The 17,226-nt window shown below is 63.0% G+C and carries 16 protein-coding genes; 10 read left to right on the top strand and 6 right to left on the bottom strand.

Annotated features, from left to right (window positions below; all coding sequences use genetic code 11):
- The first annotated feature begins 11 nt into the window (after window positions 1-11).
- Window positions 12-1,994: an acetyl/propionyl/methylcrotonyl-CoA carboxylase subunit alpha gene (locus AC1D10_RS23520; RefSeq protein ID WP_477276069.1), complete on the top strand. Its 1,983-nt coding sequence runs from the start codon at window positions 12-14 to the stop codon at window positions 1,992-1,994.
- A gap of 88 nt (window positions 1,995-2,082) precedes the next feature.
- Here the strand turns inward: AC1D10_RS23520 and AC1D10_RS23515 are convergent, their stop codons facing one another.
- On the bottom strand, window positions 2,083-3,204 hold the full coding sequence (locus AC1D10_RS23515; protein ID WP_477276067.1) for an ABC transporter substrate-binding protein: 1,122 nt from the start codon (window positions 3,202-3,204) through the stop codon (window positions 2,083-2,085).
- A 392-nt stretch (window positions 3,205-3,596) separates the two neighbouring features.
- On the bottom strand, window positions 3,597-3,863 hold the full coding sequence (locus AC1D10_RS23510) for an SEL1-like repeat protein (RefSeq protein WP_010915070.1): 267 nt from the start codon (window positions 3,861-3,863) through the stop codon (window positions 3,597-3,599).
- A 451-nt stretch (window positions 3,864-4,314) separates the two neighbouring features.
- Here AC1D10_RS23510 and AC1D10_RS23505 point away from each other — a divergent pair, with 451 nt between their 5' ends.
- The 6 genes from AC1D10_RS23505 to AC1D10_RS23480 all read left to right on the top strand — a co-directional run bounded on the left by AC1D10_RS23505 (window position 4,315) and on the right by AC1D10_RS23480 (window position 8,788).
- Window positions 4,315-4,656 (top strand): DUF2147 domain-containing protein, encoded by a 342-nt coding sequence (locus tag AC1D10_RS23505; protein WP_477276065.1) that lies wholly within the window; start codon window positions 4,315-4,317, stop codon window positions 4,654-4,656.
- A gap of 225 nt (window positions 4,657-4,881) precedes the next feature.
- Window positions 4,882-5,040, top strand: a complete 159-nt coding sequence (locus tag AC1D10_RS23500; RefSeq protein ID WP_292138494.1) for a hypothetical protein — start codon at window positions 4,882-4,884, stop codon at window positions 5,038-5,040.
- 37 nt (window positions 5,041-5,077) lie between these two features.
- A complete protein-coding gene (locus tag AC1D10_RS23495; protein ID WP_379106077.1) occupies window positions 5,078-5,272 on the top strand; it encodes a hypothetical protein in 195 nt (64 codons plus the stop codon).
- Window positions 5,273-5,388: 116 nt separating this feature from the next.
- On the top strand, window positions 5,389-6,852 hold the full coding sequence (locus AC1D10_RS23490; protein ID WP_477276062.1) for an AMP nucleosidase: 1,464 nt from the start codon (window positions 5,389-5,391) through the stop codon (window positions 6,850-6,852).
- Between the two features lie 217 nt (window positions 6,853-7,069).
- Window positions 7,070-8,104: an endonuclease/exonuclease/phosphatase family protein gene (locus tag AC1D10_RS23485; protein WP_477276060.1), complete on the top strand. Its 1,035-nt coding sequence runs from the start codon at window positions 7,070-7,072 to the stop codon at window positions 8,102-8,104.
- A gap of 177 nt (window positions 8,105-8,281) precedes the next feature.
- A complete protein-coding gene (locus tag AC1D10_RS23480) occupies window positions 8,282-8,788 on the top strand; it encodes a GNAT family N-acetyltransferase (RefSeq protein WP_477276059.1) in 507 nt (168 codons plus the stop codon).
- A 66-nt stretch (window positions 8,789-8,854) separates the two neighbouring features.
- Here the strand turns inward: AC1D10_RS23480 and AC1D10_RS23475 are convergent, their stop codons facing one another.
- Entirely contained in the window at window positions 8,855-9,454 is a 600-nt protein-coding gene (locus AC1D10_RS23475; protein WP_477276057.1) for a DUF922 domain-containing protein, read from the bottom strand.
- A gap of 61 nt (window positions 9,455-9,515) precedes the next feature.
- Window positions 9,516-11,195, bottom strand: a complete 1,680-nt coding sequence (locus tag AC1D10_RS23470; protein ID WP_477276056.1) for an electron transfer flavoprotein-ubiquinone oxidoreductase — start codon at window positions 11,193-11,195, stop codon at window positions 9,516-9,518.
- A 220-nt stretch (window positions 11,196-11,415) separates the two neighbouring features.
- On the opposite strand from AC1D10_RS23470, the gene AC1D10_RS23465 reads away from it, so the two are divergent.
- Genes AC1D10_RS23465 through AC1D10_RS23455 form a run of 3 tightly spaced genes read left to right on the top strand, consistent with a single transcriptional unit; the run spans window position 11,416 to window position 13,856 of the window.
- On the top strand, window positions 11,416-12,060 hold the full coding sequence (locus tag AC1D10_RS23465) for a hypothetical protein (protein WP_477276054.1): 645 nt from the start codon (window positions 11,416-11,418) through the stop codon (window positions 12,058-12,060).
- Between the two features lie 50 nt (window positions 12,061-12,110).
- The gene (locus AC1D10_RS23460; RefSeq protein ID WP_477276052.1) at window positions 12,111-12,989 is read left to right on the top strand and encodes a uracil-DNA glycosylase; all 879 of its coding nucleotides are present in this window, start codon (window positions 12,111-12,113) and stop codon (window positions 12,987-12,989) included.
- Between the two features lie 54 nt (window positions 12,990-13,043).
- The gene (locus AC1D10_RS23455) at window positions 13,044-13,856 is read left to right on the top strand and encodes a helix-turn-helix domain-containing protein (protein ID WP_477276050.1); all 813 of its coding nucleotides are present in this window, start codon (window positions 13,044-13,046) and stop codon (window positions 13,854-13,856) included.
- Here AC1D10_RS23455 and AC1D10_RS23450 read toward each other — a convergent pair whose 3' ends face one another.
- Entirely contained in the window at window positions 13,857-14,822 is a 966-nt protein-coding gene (locus AC1D10_RS23450) for a DMT family transporter (protein ID WP_477276048.1), read from the bottom strand.
- Window positions 14,819-17,125 (bottom strand): xanthine dehydrogenase family protein molybdopterin-binding subunit, encoded by a 2,307-nt coding sequence (locus AC1D10_RS23445; protein WP_477276046.1) that lies wholly within the window; start codon window positions 17,123-17,125, stop codon window positions 14,819-14,821. The genes AC1D10_RS23450 and AC1D10_RS23445 overlap by 4 nt, the downstream gene beginning before the upstream one ends.
- Window positions 17,126-17,226: the final 101 nt, after the last annotated feature.

Below are 17,226 nucleotides of genomic sequence, written 5' to 3'. Positions count from 1 at the left end.
CGGGAGGCTCCATGTTCGCCAAGATCCTGATCGCCAATCGCGGCGAGATCGCCTGCCGGGTGATCCGCACGGCACGCAAGCTGGGCGTGCGCACCGTCGCCATCTATTCGGACGCCGATGCGAAATCCCTGCATGTCGAGATGGCCGACGAAGCCGTACACATCGGCGCCTCACCCGTTGGCGAAAGTTATCTGCGCGGCGACAAGATTGTCGCCGCGGCCTTGGCGACGGGGGCGCAAGCCATTCATCCCGGTTACGGCTTCCTGTCGGAGAATCCCGATTTCGTCGACCAGGTGGTGGCGGCAGGGCTCATCTTCATCGGCCCGTCGGCGGCCTCGATCCGTGCCATGGGGCTGAAGGACGCCGCCAAGCGGCTGATGGAAAAGGCCGGCGTGCCGGTGGTGCCGGGCTACCATGGCGAGGCGCAGGAGATCGTGCTGCTGGCCTCCAAGGCGCGCGAGATCGGCTATCCCGTGCTGATCAAGGCGCGCGCCGGCGGCGGCGGCAAGGGTATGCGCCGCGTCGAGCATCCCGACGAGTTTTCCGAAGCGCTGTCCAGCGCCCGGCGCGAGGCGAAAGCCGCTTTCGGCGACGATCGCGTGCTGGTCGAAAAATATGTCGACAAGCCGCGCCACATCGAAGTGCAGGTGTTCGGCGACAATTTCGGCAATGCGGTGCATCTCTATGAGCGCGACTGCTCGGCGCAGCGCCGCCACCAGAAGGTGATCGAGGAGGCCCCCGCCCCCGGCATGACGCCGGCACTGCGCAAGGCGATGACGGATGCGGCGGTGAAAGCCGCCAAGGCGATCAATTATTCCGGCGCCGGCACCATCGAGTTCATCGTCGATGCCTCGCAAGGCCTGAAGGCCGATCGCTTCTGGTTCATGGAAATGAACACCCGCCTGCAGGTCGAGCACCCGGTCACCGAGATGGTGACTGGCACAGACCTGGTCGAGTGGCAGTTGCGTGTCGCCAGCGGCGAAAAGCTGCCCAAGGCACAGAGCGAGATAACGCTTGCCGGCCATGCTTTCGAGGCGCGCATCTATGCCGAGGATGCGGCAAAGGGGTTCCTGCCGGCGACTGGCACCTTGCATCATCTGAAGTTTCCGGACGCAGCCCCTGAAGGCGCCACGATGCGCATCGAGACCGGCGTGCGGGCCGGCGATGCCATCTCGCCATATTACGACCCGATGATCGCCAAGCTGGTCGTCCATGCAAAGGACAGGCAGGCGGCACTAGAAGCGCTCGGCGCGGCGCTTTCGCAAACCGAGATCGCCGGCTCGACCGTCAACACCGCCTTTCTTGCTGCGCTGGCCGCCGATCCGGACTTTGTCGCGGGCGATGTCGACACCAGCCTGATCGCCAGGCATCAACCGGCACTGACCGAGGTCGCCCCGCCGAGTGGCGAAACCGTTGCGGCAGCCGCCCTTGCGGCCTCAGGTGCTGGAGCATTGCCGTCGTCGAACGACCCATGGTCGTCACTTGCCGGCTATGCGCATTTCCACGGCGTAGCACGGCGCACACGGCTGACGTTCGGCGAAGACGATATCGCGGCAAGGGTTTCGATGCGGCCGGACGGGCGGTTCCAGGTCGCGCTGGACAAGCCTTATGACAACACCAATTCGCATGATTTTCGTGCCACACCGCGCCTCGCCTGCTGGCCAGGCCACATCACCGTGTTCGAAGGCGCCGTTGGCTATACCTTCGCCGTGCAGGACCCGCTGGCGCGGGCGGATGAAGCGGCGGCAGGCGCCGGCAGCCTGCGCGCGCCGATGCCGGGACTGGTCAAGCTGGTGCGCGCGGCAAAAGGCGATGCCGTGATCAAGGGCCAGCCGCTGCTGATCCTCGAAGCGATGAAGATGGAGCACACCATTGCCGCGCCGCATGACGGGGTGATCGCCGAGATCGCCACCGAAGGAGCGCAGGTCACCGATGGGACGGTGCTGGTGCGGTTCGTCGAGGACCAGAGCGCCGCTACCGCGGCCGCAAGCTGACAGCCGAAACAGGCGACGGACTGCAAAAGAAATGGCCGGGACGAACCCGGCCATTTCTTTTGGTTGGTCGCCGGAGCGACGTCAGCGATTACTGCGCGATCGGCGCGTACTTGCCGTCATGCCACTGGTTGATGTCATAGCTGGCATTCTTGAGGTCGCCCTTTTCGTCGAAGGTGACGTCGCCGACAACGGTGCTGATCGGCGTGCCGTTCTTCAACGCTTCGGCAACCTTGGCCGGGTCGTCGCTGCCGGCGCGCTTGACGCCTTCGGCGAAGGCCTGGACCACCGCATAGGAGAACAGCGTGAAGCCTTCCGGTACGAAGCCGCCCGCCTTGATCTTCTCTACGGCTGCCTTGGCTTCAGGCTTTGCCTGCGGATCCGACGGGAAGACGAACATGGTGCCCTCGCCAGCCGGGCCGGCAACCTGCCAGAATTCCGGCGAGGCGATGGAGTCCGGCATGATCAGCTGGAACTTCAGGTTCTGCTCCGCCGACTGACGCAGGATCAGGCCGGCTTCAGGATGGTAGCCGCCGAAATAGACGACATCGGCCTTCAAATCCTTGAGCTTGGTGACGAGAGCCGAATAGTCCTTCTCGCCGGCATTGATGCCATCATAATACACTTCCTTGAGGCCGCCGGCATTCATGGTTGCCCTGACGGCGTCAGCCACGCCCTGTCCGTAGGCGCTCTTGTCGTGCAGGACGACGACGTTCTTGCCCGCGAACTTCTTGGCGATCCACGGGCCGATGAAGGCGCCCTGCGCATCGTCACGCGTGTAAAGGCGCATGATCGTCGGCCAGCCGGCCTTGGCCGCCGCGTCGGTCAGCACCGGGTTTGACGAGGCCGGGCTCATCATCAGGGCGCCGGCTTCGGCATAGACGGCAGAGGCCGGAATGCTCGAACCCGAACAGGCGTGGCCATCGATGAACTTGACGCCATCGGCGACGATACGGTTGGCGACCGACACGGCCTGCTTGGGATCGCACTGGTCATCTTGGATGCTCAGCTTGATCTGGCGACCGTCGACACCACCCGCCGCGTTGATCGCGTCAGCAGCGGCCTGTGCGCCCTGCTTGAACTGATCGCCGATGGTGGCGAGTTGTCCGGTCATCGGACCGACCACCGCAAAGGTGATGTCGTCGGCGAATGCGGCCGGCGCACTCATCATCAGGCCAAAAACGGCCGCGCTCAAAATACTGATTTTTTTCATGGTAATAGAACTCCTCCACTCACGCGCGGCCGCTCGGCCGCACTTCTTCCAGAGAGGCGGGACAATTTCATCCTTCACTGGACCTGTCTAGGCGCATCGGCAGCACTCGATTGGGCCTGCAAGACGCCTTCCAAGCAAAAAAGCCACGCCAGCCTTGTTTCGGCTGGTCGTGGCTTTTTGCTCGTCAAGCGGTCCCCAAGCGCCCCCGCGCCCCGAAATCCCGCTCGCCTTCCCCATGTCGTGCACGACTTAGCCTTAGCGGGCTGTCGCGTTCTTATTCTTTAGGTCGTCGACCGTCTTGCGCGGCCTTCTATTCCGCCGGGTCTGGCCATCTGTGCGGTCTTGACCCGGGCTTCCCTGTCTTCGATAGGCCTATCTGCGATTGGCAGAACTCAGTGCATGGTCATCCATTCGCGGGCTTCACGAAGCGCCTTGGCGATCTCGACCTTCGACATCGCTGCCGACAGTTCCGAGCGCAGTTCCGCAGCGCGGGCCGAGCCCTTGATCGCGGCAATGTTGAACCACTTGTGGGCGGCAACGACATCGGTCTCGCAATCGCGGCCGGTCGCATACATCATGCCCAGTTCGAAAAGAATGTCGGCCTGGGCAGTTGCCCCCATGGCGCCGAAGCCTGCTTCAAGCATTTCAAAACGTGCCATTTTCAATCCCCTGTTCTGGCCCTGTCCGGCTCCCGAGAGCTGCCTTCGTTTGTCCTTGCGGGCTGCTCTTCCGATGCTTTCGAGAATGCCGTGGAGGCTTGAATCCGCCGTTAAATGGCGTGCTTAATTTGAGGAAAACAAAGCTAAAACAAGAGGTAAACGCGGAAATTCGTTAAGGATACAAAACCAGCAATCGCGCTGGTTTTCGTCAAATTCGACGAAAATTTTCGCGGCGGGAATCAACACTCCGCTAACCACGGGAAACAAACACGATCCGCCGATGCTTTCTTTTCCTTGCCCGCACGGCCCGTATCGACGCGTTTCAAAATTCCCAAAGTCTTCCGCCGCGGCACCGCTTTTGTTTTGCCGGGAGCTGGATTAGCTTACGTTTGCGTAAGCGGCAGCCCGGCGAGGCGGAGCATTCAGCCGGACATCCAAAGGGAGGAAGAGCATGTTTCGAAAAGTGAGCCTGGCCCTGGCGGCCACATTGATCATGGCAGGCGCGGCGTGGGCCGATCCGATCGAAGGCAACTGGAAAACCCAGGCCGGCGACACCGCAGCGATCGCTGGCGGCGGCACGTTCTCCATCACGCTCAAGTCCGGCAAATATGCCGGCAAGACCATCGGCTCGCTCAAGGCGGCCGGCGACAACAAATATGCCGGCAACATCACCGACCCGGCAAACGACAAGACCTATTCGGGCAAGGCGACATTGTCGGGCACCTCGCTCAAGATGAGCGGCTGCGTGCTTGGCGGACTGATCTGCAAGAGCCAGACCTGGCACAAGCTCTGATCGATCGTATCCTTGCGACATGACAACGGGGCCTCGACGGGCCCCGTTTTCGTTTCATCGACACATCCCGCGCCGGTGATGCTCGATGCCCGCCAGCGGCTATCCAACCGACGCCGGCGCCGTCGAAACCCCGTCAACCAATTTGAACAGCAGATGAACGCCGGCATCAGAGCCGGTTCAGTCGCGCTCGGGCATTCTCCGCCGTGTTGAAGGAGACACGACCCAATGCTTGCTCGCCGCTTCACCATCGTCTGCCTGCTGCTGAGCCTGTTTGGAATGTTCTTCGCCATCCTCGTCGCCGAAGCGGGCCGTCCGGCCCGCGCCTGGGACGAGGCCAGTTCCAGAACCTGCCGCCTCGCCTGCCCGACCCATCTTCGCAATTGAACAGAAAACAAGACCTCGAAAAGAAAAGCAGAACACCATGGACCGCATCGCCGCCAACACTCTCAAGACCCTTCGGCTTCTGCCGCGGGCGGCGCTTATCCTGATGGTTCTGGCCGCTCCGGTTCTTGCCGTGCCGATGATGCGCGCCGATGCCGGCTCGACGATCGACGCGCCAGCCTTAAAGAAGTCAGGTGTCGGCTTCGTGCTCCTGGTCAGCCTGCAGCGCGGTTAAAGAAAAACGACGCTTTGGCCGCCTTCGGTCGCGACACCCCTCCCAAGTGCCGATCCAAGTCTCTATATTGAGCCATGGAAAAGCGAATCTACCCACAAGCCATCGAATCTGTCGTCATGCCCGAGCCTTTTGGCCGGCAAAGCTTCGATCGCGCCGAAAAAGCCGTCGCGGCACTGCAGGTGCTTTACGACCGCAACACCAAGTTCCTGCGCGACTCCTTTGCAGCGCTGGCGGCAGCGGGCGGCGACAACGGCAAGCGCTACCGCGCCTTCTACCCGGAGATCGGCGTCACCACCAATTCATTCACCCAGATCGACTCGCGCCAAGCCTACGGCCATATGCCGACGCCGGGTCATTTTTCGACCACGATCACCCAGCCGGGCCTGTTCGAAAGCTATCTTGTCGAGCAGCTGCGCCTGATCATGCGCAATCATGGGGTTGCGGTCACCGTTTCGGAATCGACCACCCCCATTCCGCTGCATTTCGCCTTCCTCGAAGGCACCCATGTCGACGGCTCGGCGGCTGAACGCATCAAGCGGCCGATCCGCGACCTGTTCGATGTCCCGGATCTCGACGGAACCGACGACCAGATCGCCAACGGCACTTTCGAAGTGGCCTTCGGCGAACCAAGGCCATTGGCGCCCTTCACGGCGCAGCGCATCGACTATTCGCTGCACCGCCTGTCGCACTATACGGCGACCACGCCGCAGCATTTCCAGAACTTCGTGCTGTTCACCAATTATCAGTTCTACATCGACGAGTTCGTCGCCCGTGCGCGCGACCTGATGGCCAATGGCGGCGGCGGATATACCGAGTTCGTCGAGCCGGGCAATGTCACCACCAAGGTTGGGCAAAGCGCGCCCAGCGAAGGGGTCGCACCGCCGCGCCTGCCACAGATGCCGGCCTATCATCTGAAGAAGCGGAACCATGGCGGCATCACCATGGTCAATATCGGCGTCGGGCCTTCCAACGCCAAGACGATCACCGACCATATCGCGGTGCTGAGGCCGCATGCCTGGGTGATGCTTGGCCACTGCGCCGGGCTGCGCAACACTCAGGCGCTCGGCGACTATGTGCTGGCGCATGCCTATGTGCGCGAGGATCACGTGCTTGACGACGATCTGCCGGTCTGGGTGCCGATCCCGCCGCTGGCCGAGATCCAGGTGGCGCTGCAGGAGGCGGTTGCCGAAGTCACCGGCCTTTCCGGCTATGACCTCAAGCGCATAATGCGCACCGGTACCGTCGCCACCATCGACAACCGCAACTGGGAACTGCGCGACCAGCGCGGACCGGTGCAACGTCTGTCGCAGTCACGCGCCATCGCACTCGACATGGAATCGGCGACGATCGCCGCCAACGGCTTTCGCTTCCGCGTGCCCTACGGCACGCTGCTGTGCGTTTCGGACAAACCACTGCACGGTGAGCTGAAGCTGCCCGGCATGGCGACCGAGTTCTACAAGCGCCAGGTGGCGCAACACCTGACCATCGGCATCAGGGCGATGGAGAAGCTTGCGGAAATGCCGATGGAGCGGCTGCATTCGCGCAAGCTCAGAAGTTTTTCGGAGACGGCGTTCCAGTAGGACGATCCGCGCATCGCCTAAAGCGTGTCGCGTTGAAACGGCGACCCGCTTTAGGTCTTTGTCTTTTGCATGTCGTTGCCCCAAAACCGCTGCGCACTTTTGGGCGACATGCATTGGGCATTTCGTCATCTTGATTGGGCCGCATTTTTGCCGATAACCGTGCCAGCACCACTTTGGCAACCCTTGCAGACCTGACCCGATGAGACGCAGTCGAGACATGGCGGCTTCACTGGCATTCATCGCGATGATGTTGTTCTCGGTTGCCCTGGTCGCCGGGTTCTTCGGCACCTTGCATCCGGCTTTCGATTCCTTCTCGCATTTCCGCGTCCATCTCGCCGTGCTGATGGCGCTTTGCGCGCTGCCGCTGCTGGCCACGCCGTTTCGCCTGCAAGCGGCCACGGCGCTGCTTTTTGCCGTGGCGGCGTTTGCCACCACCTCCAGCGCGCTGCCATTGTCTCGTTTGTGGCCGGTTCAGGCGGCCTATGAAGCCAAGAACGAAGACCGCGCGGTTTACAAGCTGCTGCAGATGAACCTGCGCTACGACAATCCGACGCCGAAGAAGGTGCTGTCGCTGATTGGCCGTACCAATCCCGACGTGATCACCCTGGACGAGGTGTCGGCGATGTGGACGACCGAACTTGGCTATATCACCAGCGCCTATCCATACCGGATCCTCTGTCCCTACCCCAACGGCATATTCGGCGTCGCACTGCTCTCGCGACGGCCCTTTGCCGCCGGCACCGAGCCGCATTGCGAGCGCCGTGGCGCCATGGCCACAGCGACCGTCGACTTCGGCGGCATCGGCGTCGATGTCGCCGCGATCCATCTCAGCTGGCCGTGGCCACGCGAGCAGCACTGGCAGATCGGCGAGCTTGCGGAATCGCTGTCCTCGCTCGGCGAGACGGCCATCATGGCGGGCGACTGCAACGCGGTGCCATGGAGTGCTGCCGTGCGCCGCGTCGCCGCGCTCGGCGGGCTGACCGTCATGCCATCCGCCGGACCAACCTGGATCTACATCAAGCTGCCCGACTTCCTGCGGCGCTTCGCCGGCCTGCCGATCGACCAGGTTTTCAGCAAGGGCGGAGTGACCATTCATTCAGCGACAAGGCTGGGGGAAACCGGGTCGGACCACCTGCCTGTGCTGGTGGAGTTCTCGCTCAGGCTGAACGAGCAAAAGCCGGCTGACGAACACGAGACCGCGACCGTGTCGCTGACATCGGCCGGAAAGACGCGAAACGGCTATCGCGGTTAGAGCCTGTTCGTTTGAACATGATCTTTCCGAAAAACCGGATTCCACTTTTCGGGATCATGCTCCAGGGTCAAAAACGCATCCCGCCCAATGACAGAGTTCGGACCCGTGGCGTGTTCTATTTGACATGGCCGGGTGGTCCACCGAAGATCGCCCCGCTCAACACACGGGGCGCTGTGCATGTCCCCGACCTTCACCGTCAGACGCGCCACGCCAGAGGACGAGTCTGGGGTAAGCGAGTTGCTTCTCGCTTCCTATCCCGGCCTGATGCGCACAGTATACGATCAGGCCATTCTTGAAGCCGCGCTGCCTTTGATCACCCGCGCGAACCCTGCACTGCTTTCTGCTGGCACATACTATCTCGCGGCAAATGAAAATGGCTTTCCTGTCGGCTGCGGCGGTTGGTCCCGCGAACGGCCGGGAAGTTCCGAGGTAACGCTTGAACTCGCGCACATCCGACATTTCGCCACTCGTCCCGAGTGGTTGGGCCGCGGGATCGGGCGCCAGCTTTACCGGCGTTGCGAAGAAGATGCACGGTCGTCAGGTGTGCGCCGTTTCGAATGCCAGGCCAGCCTTAACGCAGAGGGATTCTATGCGGCCTTGGGCTTCAGGTCGGTGGGGCGGATCGAAGTGCGCATCGGCCCTGGGCCGATGTTGCCCTCCGTCCTGATGGAACGGACCATTTGACTGTCAAGCCTGGCGCTCTGTGCTCGTTCCCGCCGACCGGGCAGCCCAATTTGATTGAGTTTTGCCCTAAGGCCGCTCCAAGGCCTCGACCAGATATTCTACGTGACCGCCTTCCCGGTGTTCGCGCGCGTCGAAGGCATTCTGCCTGGCCTCATAGTCGTCAAAAACCGCGTCGATCCGCCGCCGCGCCTCACGCCGTGCCTTGGAACACTGGGCGTCATTGGGGACCGTCAGGCCCCTGAGCGATTTCTCGGTTGCACTCATCATCTGCCTGGCAATGTCGCCATGGGTCGCCTCATGCGCGCGAACGCCAGCGAAGAACCGCGCCCAGCGCTTGTCGAGGGCCGGCGGGAGGGTAGACGCGACACGGGGGTAGGTAAAATTCAGGTTGAGCGTTCCGTTGACTTGCCCGATGCGGCAGGTGCCCTTGACCTCAATGAGGTCGAAGTTCCAAGCCTTTGTATAGCTGGTCTGTGCGATGGCGCGGGCCATGAAGCCATGCCTCGGCCCATTGCGGTCCATGGACTCGATCAGAGCCTCTCCGGTCTTGCCGGAGATGTCGTATGTCTGCGTCTTGACCAGGACTTTGACCCCCGCCGATGCGGCGGTCGCGGAGCTGCACAGGGTGCCGATGATCGCCAGACCTGAAAGCGTGAGCAAGCGCATATTCGGCTCCTTTCCAACGACGATGAGTGGACCGGCGGCAGAGTGCCGCCGGCGGTCCACTTCACATGCCCTGGTAGACCGGTCCCTCGCCGCCCTGCGGCGGGACCCAGTTGATGTTCTGGTTCGGATCCTTGATGTCGCAGGTCTTGCAGTGGACGCAGTTCTGCGCGTTGATGACGAAGCGCACGTCCTTCGCCGCCGGATCGGCAGCGGCGTTGCCGTCCTTGTCGACCCACTCATAGACGCCGGCCGGACAATAACGCGTCGAGGGTCCGGCGAAGACATCGTGCTCGGAGCGCTGCTGCAGGGCCATGTCGGCGACGAGCAGATGCACTGGCTCGTTTTCCTCATGATTGGTGTTGGACAGGAACACCGAGGACAAGCGATCGAAGGTGAGCACACCGTCGGGCTTCGGATAGGCGATCTTCTCGTGCTTGGCGGCCGGCTCAAGCGTCGCATAGTCGGCCTTGCCATGCTTCAGTGTGCCGAAGGGCGAGACGCCGAACAGCGTGTTCAGCCACATGTCGAGGCCGCCGAGACCGACGCCGACGATGGTGCCGAAGCGCGACCATAGCGGCTTGACGTTGCGCACCCTCTTCAGGTCCTTGCCAATATCGGTCGCCCGCCAGGCCGCCTCGTAGGAGGAAAGCTCGTCATTGGCGCGGCCAGCACCGATCGCCTCGGCGACATGTTCGGCCGCCAACATGCCGGACAGCACCGCGTTGTGCGAGCCCTTGATGCGCGGCACGTTGACGAAACCGGCCGCGCAGCCCATCAGCGCGCCACCTGGGAACGACAGTTTCGGCACCGACTGCCAGCCGCCTTCAGTGATGGCGCGCGCACCATAGCCGAGGCGCTTGGCACCCTCGAAGGTGCCTCTGATCGCGGGATGGGTCTTGAAACGCTGGAATTCCTCGAACGGCGACAGCCAGGGGTTCTTGTAATTGAGGTGGAGGACGAAGCCCACCGCCACCTGGTTGTCCTCGAGATGGTAGAGGAACGAGCCGCCGCCGGTCTTCATGTCGAGCGGCCAGCCGAAGGAATGCTGCACCAGGCCCGGCCGGTGGTTCTCCGGCTTGACTTGCCAGAGTTCCTTGAGGCCGATGCCGTATTTGCCGGGTTCGCGGCCATCGGAAAGCTTGTATTTGGCGATCAATTGCTTGGCGAGCGAGCCGCGCGCGCCCTCGCCGATCAGCACATATTTGCCCATCAGCGCCATGCCAGGCGCGAAGCCCGGGCCGTGCGTACCGTCCTTCTCGACGCCCATGTCGCCGGTGACGACGCCAGTGACGGCGCCTTCCTCACTGTAAAGCAGGCCGGCGGCGGCAAACCCCGGATAGATCTCGACGCCAAGCGCCTCGGCCTTGGTCGCCAGCCAGCGGCAGACATTGCCCAGCGAAACGATGTAGTTGCCGTGATTGTTCATCAGTGGCGGCATCAGGATATTGGGCAGGCGAAACGAGCCGGCCGGACCAAGTACCAGGAAATGATCATCGGTCACCGCCGTCTTGAACGGGTGGCCTTCCTCGTCGCGCCAGCCCGGCAGCAGCCGGTCGATGCCGATCGGATCGACGACGGCGCCAGAGAGGATATGGGCGCCGACCTCGCCGCCCTTTTCCAGGACGACGACCGAGAGCTCAGGATTGACCTGCTTGAGGCGGATCGCCGCGGCGAGGCCGGCCGGGCCGGCGCCGACGATAACCACGTCGAATTCCATGCTTTCGCGTTCGATGTCGCTCATCTACCCCTCCGCACTGGCTTATCCCATTCGGGCATCTTGCTGGCTCCTGCGCTGCATAGCGCATCAATTGGCGACAGGAAACCGGCGCATACGTGACAATGCCGTTTTGGCCAAAAAGTCGCGCACAGCGAGGCAGGACAACTGCTTTCGCCCCAATGTTGCTCGCAACGCGCACGTTTTTAATTGTTCGACGGCTTGCTTATCGGTCATACTTCCCGCCATGCGCATTCCTGGGCCAGCCGGCTTCTCATCGACGCGCTTTCCATCGACGCCCGGCAGGGCCTGCCGGGCGCTCCTTTTGGCCCTTCTGATGCTGGCACCGGATCACGCCACCGCCGACGAGGTGAAAGTCTGGGCGACGGGCGCCTACTCCTTCTCCGACGAGCTTGGCGGCTTCCACATCACCGGCGCTTCCGGCATCGGAACGAAGGACGACCCGCTGGTCATCACCGAAGAGCTGGATGCGTCAACGCCGGTGACGCTGACCATCCGCACGACGAAGCCGATCCAAGCTTTCGGCCCGGCCGGCGAATTCGCCAATGGCATTATGTATATGCGCATCGATGTGCTCAACAACAGCGGCCAGGCCTGGGTCGAATTCCAGTTCGAGCTGCAGGAGATCCTGAACCAGCCGAGCGTCTTCGGCGACGGACTTTCGTTCGACCAGCGCAACAAGACGCCCGACAATATCTGGTCCAGCAACTTCGCCGATTTCGATCGCGATTTCGAACCTTATGATCGCCTGCTGTTCAAGAACGGCAAGGTCGACCCGCTGAAAACCGCCAGGTTCGAATTCCTGATGACCGACTACACGCCGCGCTGGACCTTCTATCTGGTGCAGGATCCACGCATACCGACGGGTTAGAGCAAGCGGCCAGCCTTGCAAATTGCCGCCATGCGGACGAATGTGCCGCCATGACTGCCGCTTCCCCAAACAACAGACCCGACCTCGCCGACCTGCTGGCCTTTTACGCCAGCGCGGGCGTCGACGAGGCACTCGAAGATCAGCCGGTGAACCGGTTTGCCGAGGCGCCCAAACCGGCGGAGCGGGCGCCGACGGCAGCGCCTGTGGTCGACACCCTCGCTCCGCCTCGCTCGACGAGCGTGGCCCGCCCGGAGCCGGGCGACAGAACAAATGTGCCGCCCGTTGCGCGCCCACCGTCCACGACCGCTACGGTTCCCGACGAGGCGCAGGCGGCGCTGGCGCGCCAATTGGCAACGACGGCAACGACCCTGGACGAGCTTCGCCAGCACATGGCGTCCTTCGACGGCTGCAATCTCAAGGCCACCGCCAAGAACCTGGTGTTCGCCGACGGCAATCCGGAGGCCGCCGTGATGCTGGTTGGCGAAGCGCCCGGCCGCGACGAGGACATCGAGGGCCTGCCCTTTGTCGGCCGTTCCGGCCGGCTGCTCGACCGCATGCTGGCGGCGATCGGGCTCGACCGCACTTCGGTCTACATCGCCAATGTCATTCCCTGGCGGCCGCCGGGCAATCGCACGCCGACGCCGCACGAGACCGAGATCTGCCGGCCCTTCATTGAGCGACAGATCGAGTTGGTCAATCCGAAGGTGCTGATCAATCTCGGCGGCCCCTCGGCCAAGACCTTGCTCAACACCTCGGAAGGCATCTTGCGGCTGCGCGGCAACTGGCGCGTCCACACCACGGCATCCGGTATCGCCATCCCCGCCATGCCGACGCTGCATCCGGCCTATCTCCTGCGGACGCCCGCGCACAAGAAGCTGGCTTGGCGGGATTTTCTCGAAGTGAAGGCGAAGCTGCGGGCGCTCACCTAGCGATGACCTGGCAGGTAATTGAAATACGCCTCTCTCCGCCCTAGTCATTTGCTCATGACAACAGCCCAAAATTCCGCCGGCAGTCTTATTCGCGAATGGCGCACACGCCGCCGCATGAGCCAGCTCGACCTCGCCATGGAAGCCGAGATCTCGCAGCGGCATCTGAGCTTCGTCGAGAGCGGCCGTGCCACGCCGTCGCGCGACATGGTGCTGCATCTGGCCGAACAGCTGTCGATCCCGCTCCGGCAACGCAACCAGTTGCTGCTCGCCGCGGGCTTTGCGCCGAGCTTCAGCGAACGGTCGCTCTCCGACACGACGCTGGCACCGGCGATGGCGGCGGTCGAGATCGTGCTCAAGGGACACGAGCCCTTCCCGGCGCTGGCTGTCGACCGGCACTGGAACCTGATTTCGGCGAATGCCGCGATTGCTCCCTTCCTTGCCGATGTCGGCGAGGCTTCGCTGCTGGCGCCACCGGTCAACGTGCTTCGCCTCAGCCTGCATCCGGGCGGCATTGCGCCACGCATCGTCAACCTGCAGGAATGGCGCACGCACCTGCTGGAGCGGCTGAAGCATCAGAACGACGCCAGCGGCGATCCGGTGTTGGTCGACCTGGAGCGCGAGCTGCGAACCTATCCATCAGGGATGAAGGGCAGCCGACCAACACCCGTCGAGCCGAATGCCATCGTGCATCCGCTGAGGCTTGCCCATGGGGATCAGGTGCTGTCGTTCATCAGCACGATCACCGTGTTCGGCACGCCGCTCGACGTGACGTTGTCGGAACTGGCGATCGAATCCTTCTTCCCGGCGGATGAGCAGACAAGGGCTGTGCTGGTGCGGCTGGCGAAGGAGCGGAGCGAACGATCCTGATCAGCCTTGCGGCAGCGCAGCCTTGCGCGTCCGCGTCCTCTCCAGGCCAAGCTGGCGCTCGCGCCAGATGATGAAGATGCCGGCGGCAACGACGATCACGCCGCCGACCAGCGTGCTGAGCGAAGTCACGTCGCCGAAAACGAGATAGCCGACGACGACGCCGAGGATCATCGAGGTGTATTCGAACGGCGCCACCACCGACGCCTCGGCATGGCGATAGGCCGAGGTCATCAAGATCTGGCCGAGGCCGCCGCAGAAGCCGGCCATGATGAGTAGCGCGGCTTGCGCTGGCATCAGTGCTTGCCAGCCGAAAGGCAGCGTCAGCAGCGAGAGCACGCTCGCCGTCACCGAAAACCACAACACGATGGTCGCCGTCTTCTCCGTCTGCACGAGATTGCGCACCAACAGCATGGCGACAGCCGAGATCGCCGCGGCCACCAGCGCGGCCATGACGCCCAGGACCTCCTGGTCGTCGAGCGCTTCATCCGAATTAAGCAACGTCAGTTCCGGCCAGGAAATGATGAGCACGCCGATCAGACCGACCGCGACAGCGCTCCAGCGGTAGACGCGGATCGTCTCGCCAAGGAAAACGGAGGAGAACACCACGACCAGCAGTGGCTGCGCATAGTTCAGGGTGATCGCCTCCGGCAGCGGCAGCCTGGTGAGCGCGAAGAAGCCAAGCCCCATGGCGCCGACGCCGACGACGCCGCGCGCGACGTGGTTGAAGGGACGTTTGGTGACGAATGCCGTCGACAGCTGGCCCTTCAATGCCAGGAGGGCAATGATCGGAAAGATGGCGAAGAAGGAGCGGAAGAAGACGATCTGCCCGGCCGGCACGTCGCCGGCCGCCTTGATGCAGGTCTGCATGCCGACAAAAACCGCCACGGAGACGATCTTCAGGGCGATGCCCCTCAGCGTATCGTGGCCGCCCGTCGTTTCTGGTTGCGCCCCCGCTCCTGATGTCACGTTGGTGATGCGTCCCTGATCGCGGCCCAGATGCGCGCCGGTGTTGCCGGCATGTCGATATGCCGGATGCCGTAGGCGCGCCACAGCGCGTCCGTCACCGCATTGAGCGCCGCCGGCGTCGAGCCGATGGTGCCGGCTTCGCCCGCTCCCTTGATGCCGAGCGCATTGGTGGTCGAAGGCACATTGCGGGTCTCGAAATGGAAGAACGGAAAATTGTCGGCGCGCGGCATGGCGTAGTCCATGAAACTCGCCGTCAGGAGCTGTCCGTCTTCGCCATAGATGGTGTCCTCGGTCAGCGCCTGGCCAATGCCTTGCACGACGCCACCATGCACCTGACCGGCGAGCAGGATCGGATTCACGGTGACGCCGAAATCGTCGACGATGGTGTAGCGGACGATATCGGTGACGCCGGTGTCGGGATCGATCTCGACCTCGCAGATATGGGTACCGTTGGGATAGGTGCACTCGTCCTGGACGAACTCGCCGAACCCCTTGAGATCGTCCGGCGTCCTGGCGGCCTTGGCGATGGCGGAAAAATCGATCGTGCGATCGGTGCCGACTATGCGGGCAACGCCATCAGACAGTTCGATATCGCCGGCCGAAGCCTCCAGCTCGTCGGCGGCGATGCGCTTGATCTTGTTGGCCAGGTCCTCACCGGCGCGTGACGCGGAAACACCGCCGAGCGGAATGGAGCGTGAGCCGCCGGTGCCGCCGCCAGCCTTCAATTCGTCGGTGTCGCCCTGGCGGACGTGGATCTTGTCGATATCCAGATTGAGTTTTTCGGACAGGAACTGCGCATAGGCGGTGGCGTGCCCCTGGCCGTTGGTCTGGGTGCCGATCTTCAGCGTCACCGTGCCGTCGCCGTTGAGTTCAACGAAGGCTGGTTCGGAACCCGGGAAGGCGCAGGCCTCGATATAAGTCGCCATGCCGAGGCCGCGGATCTTTCCGGTGGCCTTCGACTGCGACAGCCGCTGCGGAAACGCCTTCCATTCGGACTGTTCAATGGCGCGGTCCATATGCCCTTCGAACTCGCCATTGTCGTAGAGGCGGCCGGTTTGGGTGCGGTAAGGAAACTGCTCGGGCCGAATGAAATTGCGGCGGCGGATCTCTTCGACGGGCAGGCCAAGATCGTGGGCGCAGGCGTCGACAAGCTTTTCCAGCAGGAACGCCGCTTCCGGCCGGCCAGCGCCGCGATAGGCATCGACGGGACAGGTGTTGGTGTAGAGGCCGGTGACCGATACATCGAGCGCCTGGATATCGTAGACGCCGGTCGACATGGTGACGCCGATATAGGGGATATAGGGACCGTATTGCGAGACATAGGCGCCCATATTGGCCAGCAGGTCCACCTTCATGCCAAGGAAGCGGCCGCCCTTGTCCAGCGCCATCTCGGCCTTGACGACATTGTCGCGGCCTTGCGCGTCGGTCAGGAAATGTTCGGTGCGGTCGCCAGCCCATTTCACCGGACGGCCAAGCCGCTTCGCCGCTTCGAGCACCAGCGGGTATTCACGGTAGACGAAGCTCTTCGGCCCGAAACCGCCACCGACATCCGGGGTGATGACGCGCAGTTGGTCCTTCTTGATCTTGAACAGGCTGGCCAGGATGTACTGCATGGAATGCACGCCCTGCGACCCCGTGGTCAGCACGAAGCGGTTCTCCTCAACGTTCCATTCGCCGATCGCCGAGCGCGGCTCCATGTAGTTGCAGACCAGCCGGTTGTTGACGAATTCGATGCGGGTGACATGGGCGGCCCTGGCGAAAGCCGCGTCGGTCTTCTTCTTGTCGCCCATGTGATAGCTGAAGGCCCGGTTGGAGCCGAGTTCCGGCCAGACCAGCGTCGTTCCTTCGGCAAGCGCCGTCGCCGTTCCGGACGCCGCATCTTCGCCGTCATAATCGACGTCGATCAGTTCGGCGGCATCCTGCGCCAAAGCGCGGCTGTCGGCGACGACGAAGGCAACGGCGTCGCCGACATAGTTGACGCGGTCACGGCACAGGATCGGAATGTCGCGGGTCGGCGCCCTGGTGCCGTCCGGCTGTTGCTGCATGACGCCGGACCTGAGATCGCCGAGATGGGCAAGGTCCTTGCCGGTCAGCACCAGATGCACACCGGGCGCTGCCTTGGCCGCCTCCGTCGAACCGATGGTGAAGCTGGCCTTGGCGACCGGCGAGCGCAGGACATAACCATGCAGGACGCCGGCAGGCTGGATGTCGTCGGTATAGCGGCCCTGCCCCTGGATGAAGGCAGCATCCTCGCGCCGCAGCACAGATGCGCCCATCCCGAATTTCGGCGTGACGACGGTCATGGATGCCTCGTGATGATGACTGGAGGAGGAACGCCTGAAATAGGCATTGCCTCAGTTTTGTCGAGGGGCCGTTTCGTGTAAAGAGCGCGGACTTCAAACTT

The organism is Mesorhizobium sp. P2_A8, assembly GCF_056404935.1.
This window is presented reverse-complemented; position numbering and strand designations above follow the sequence as displayed.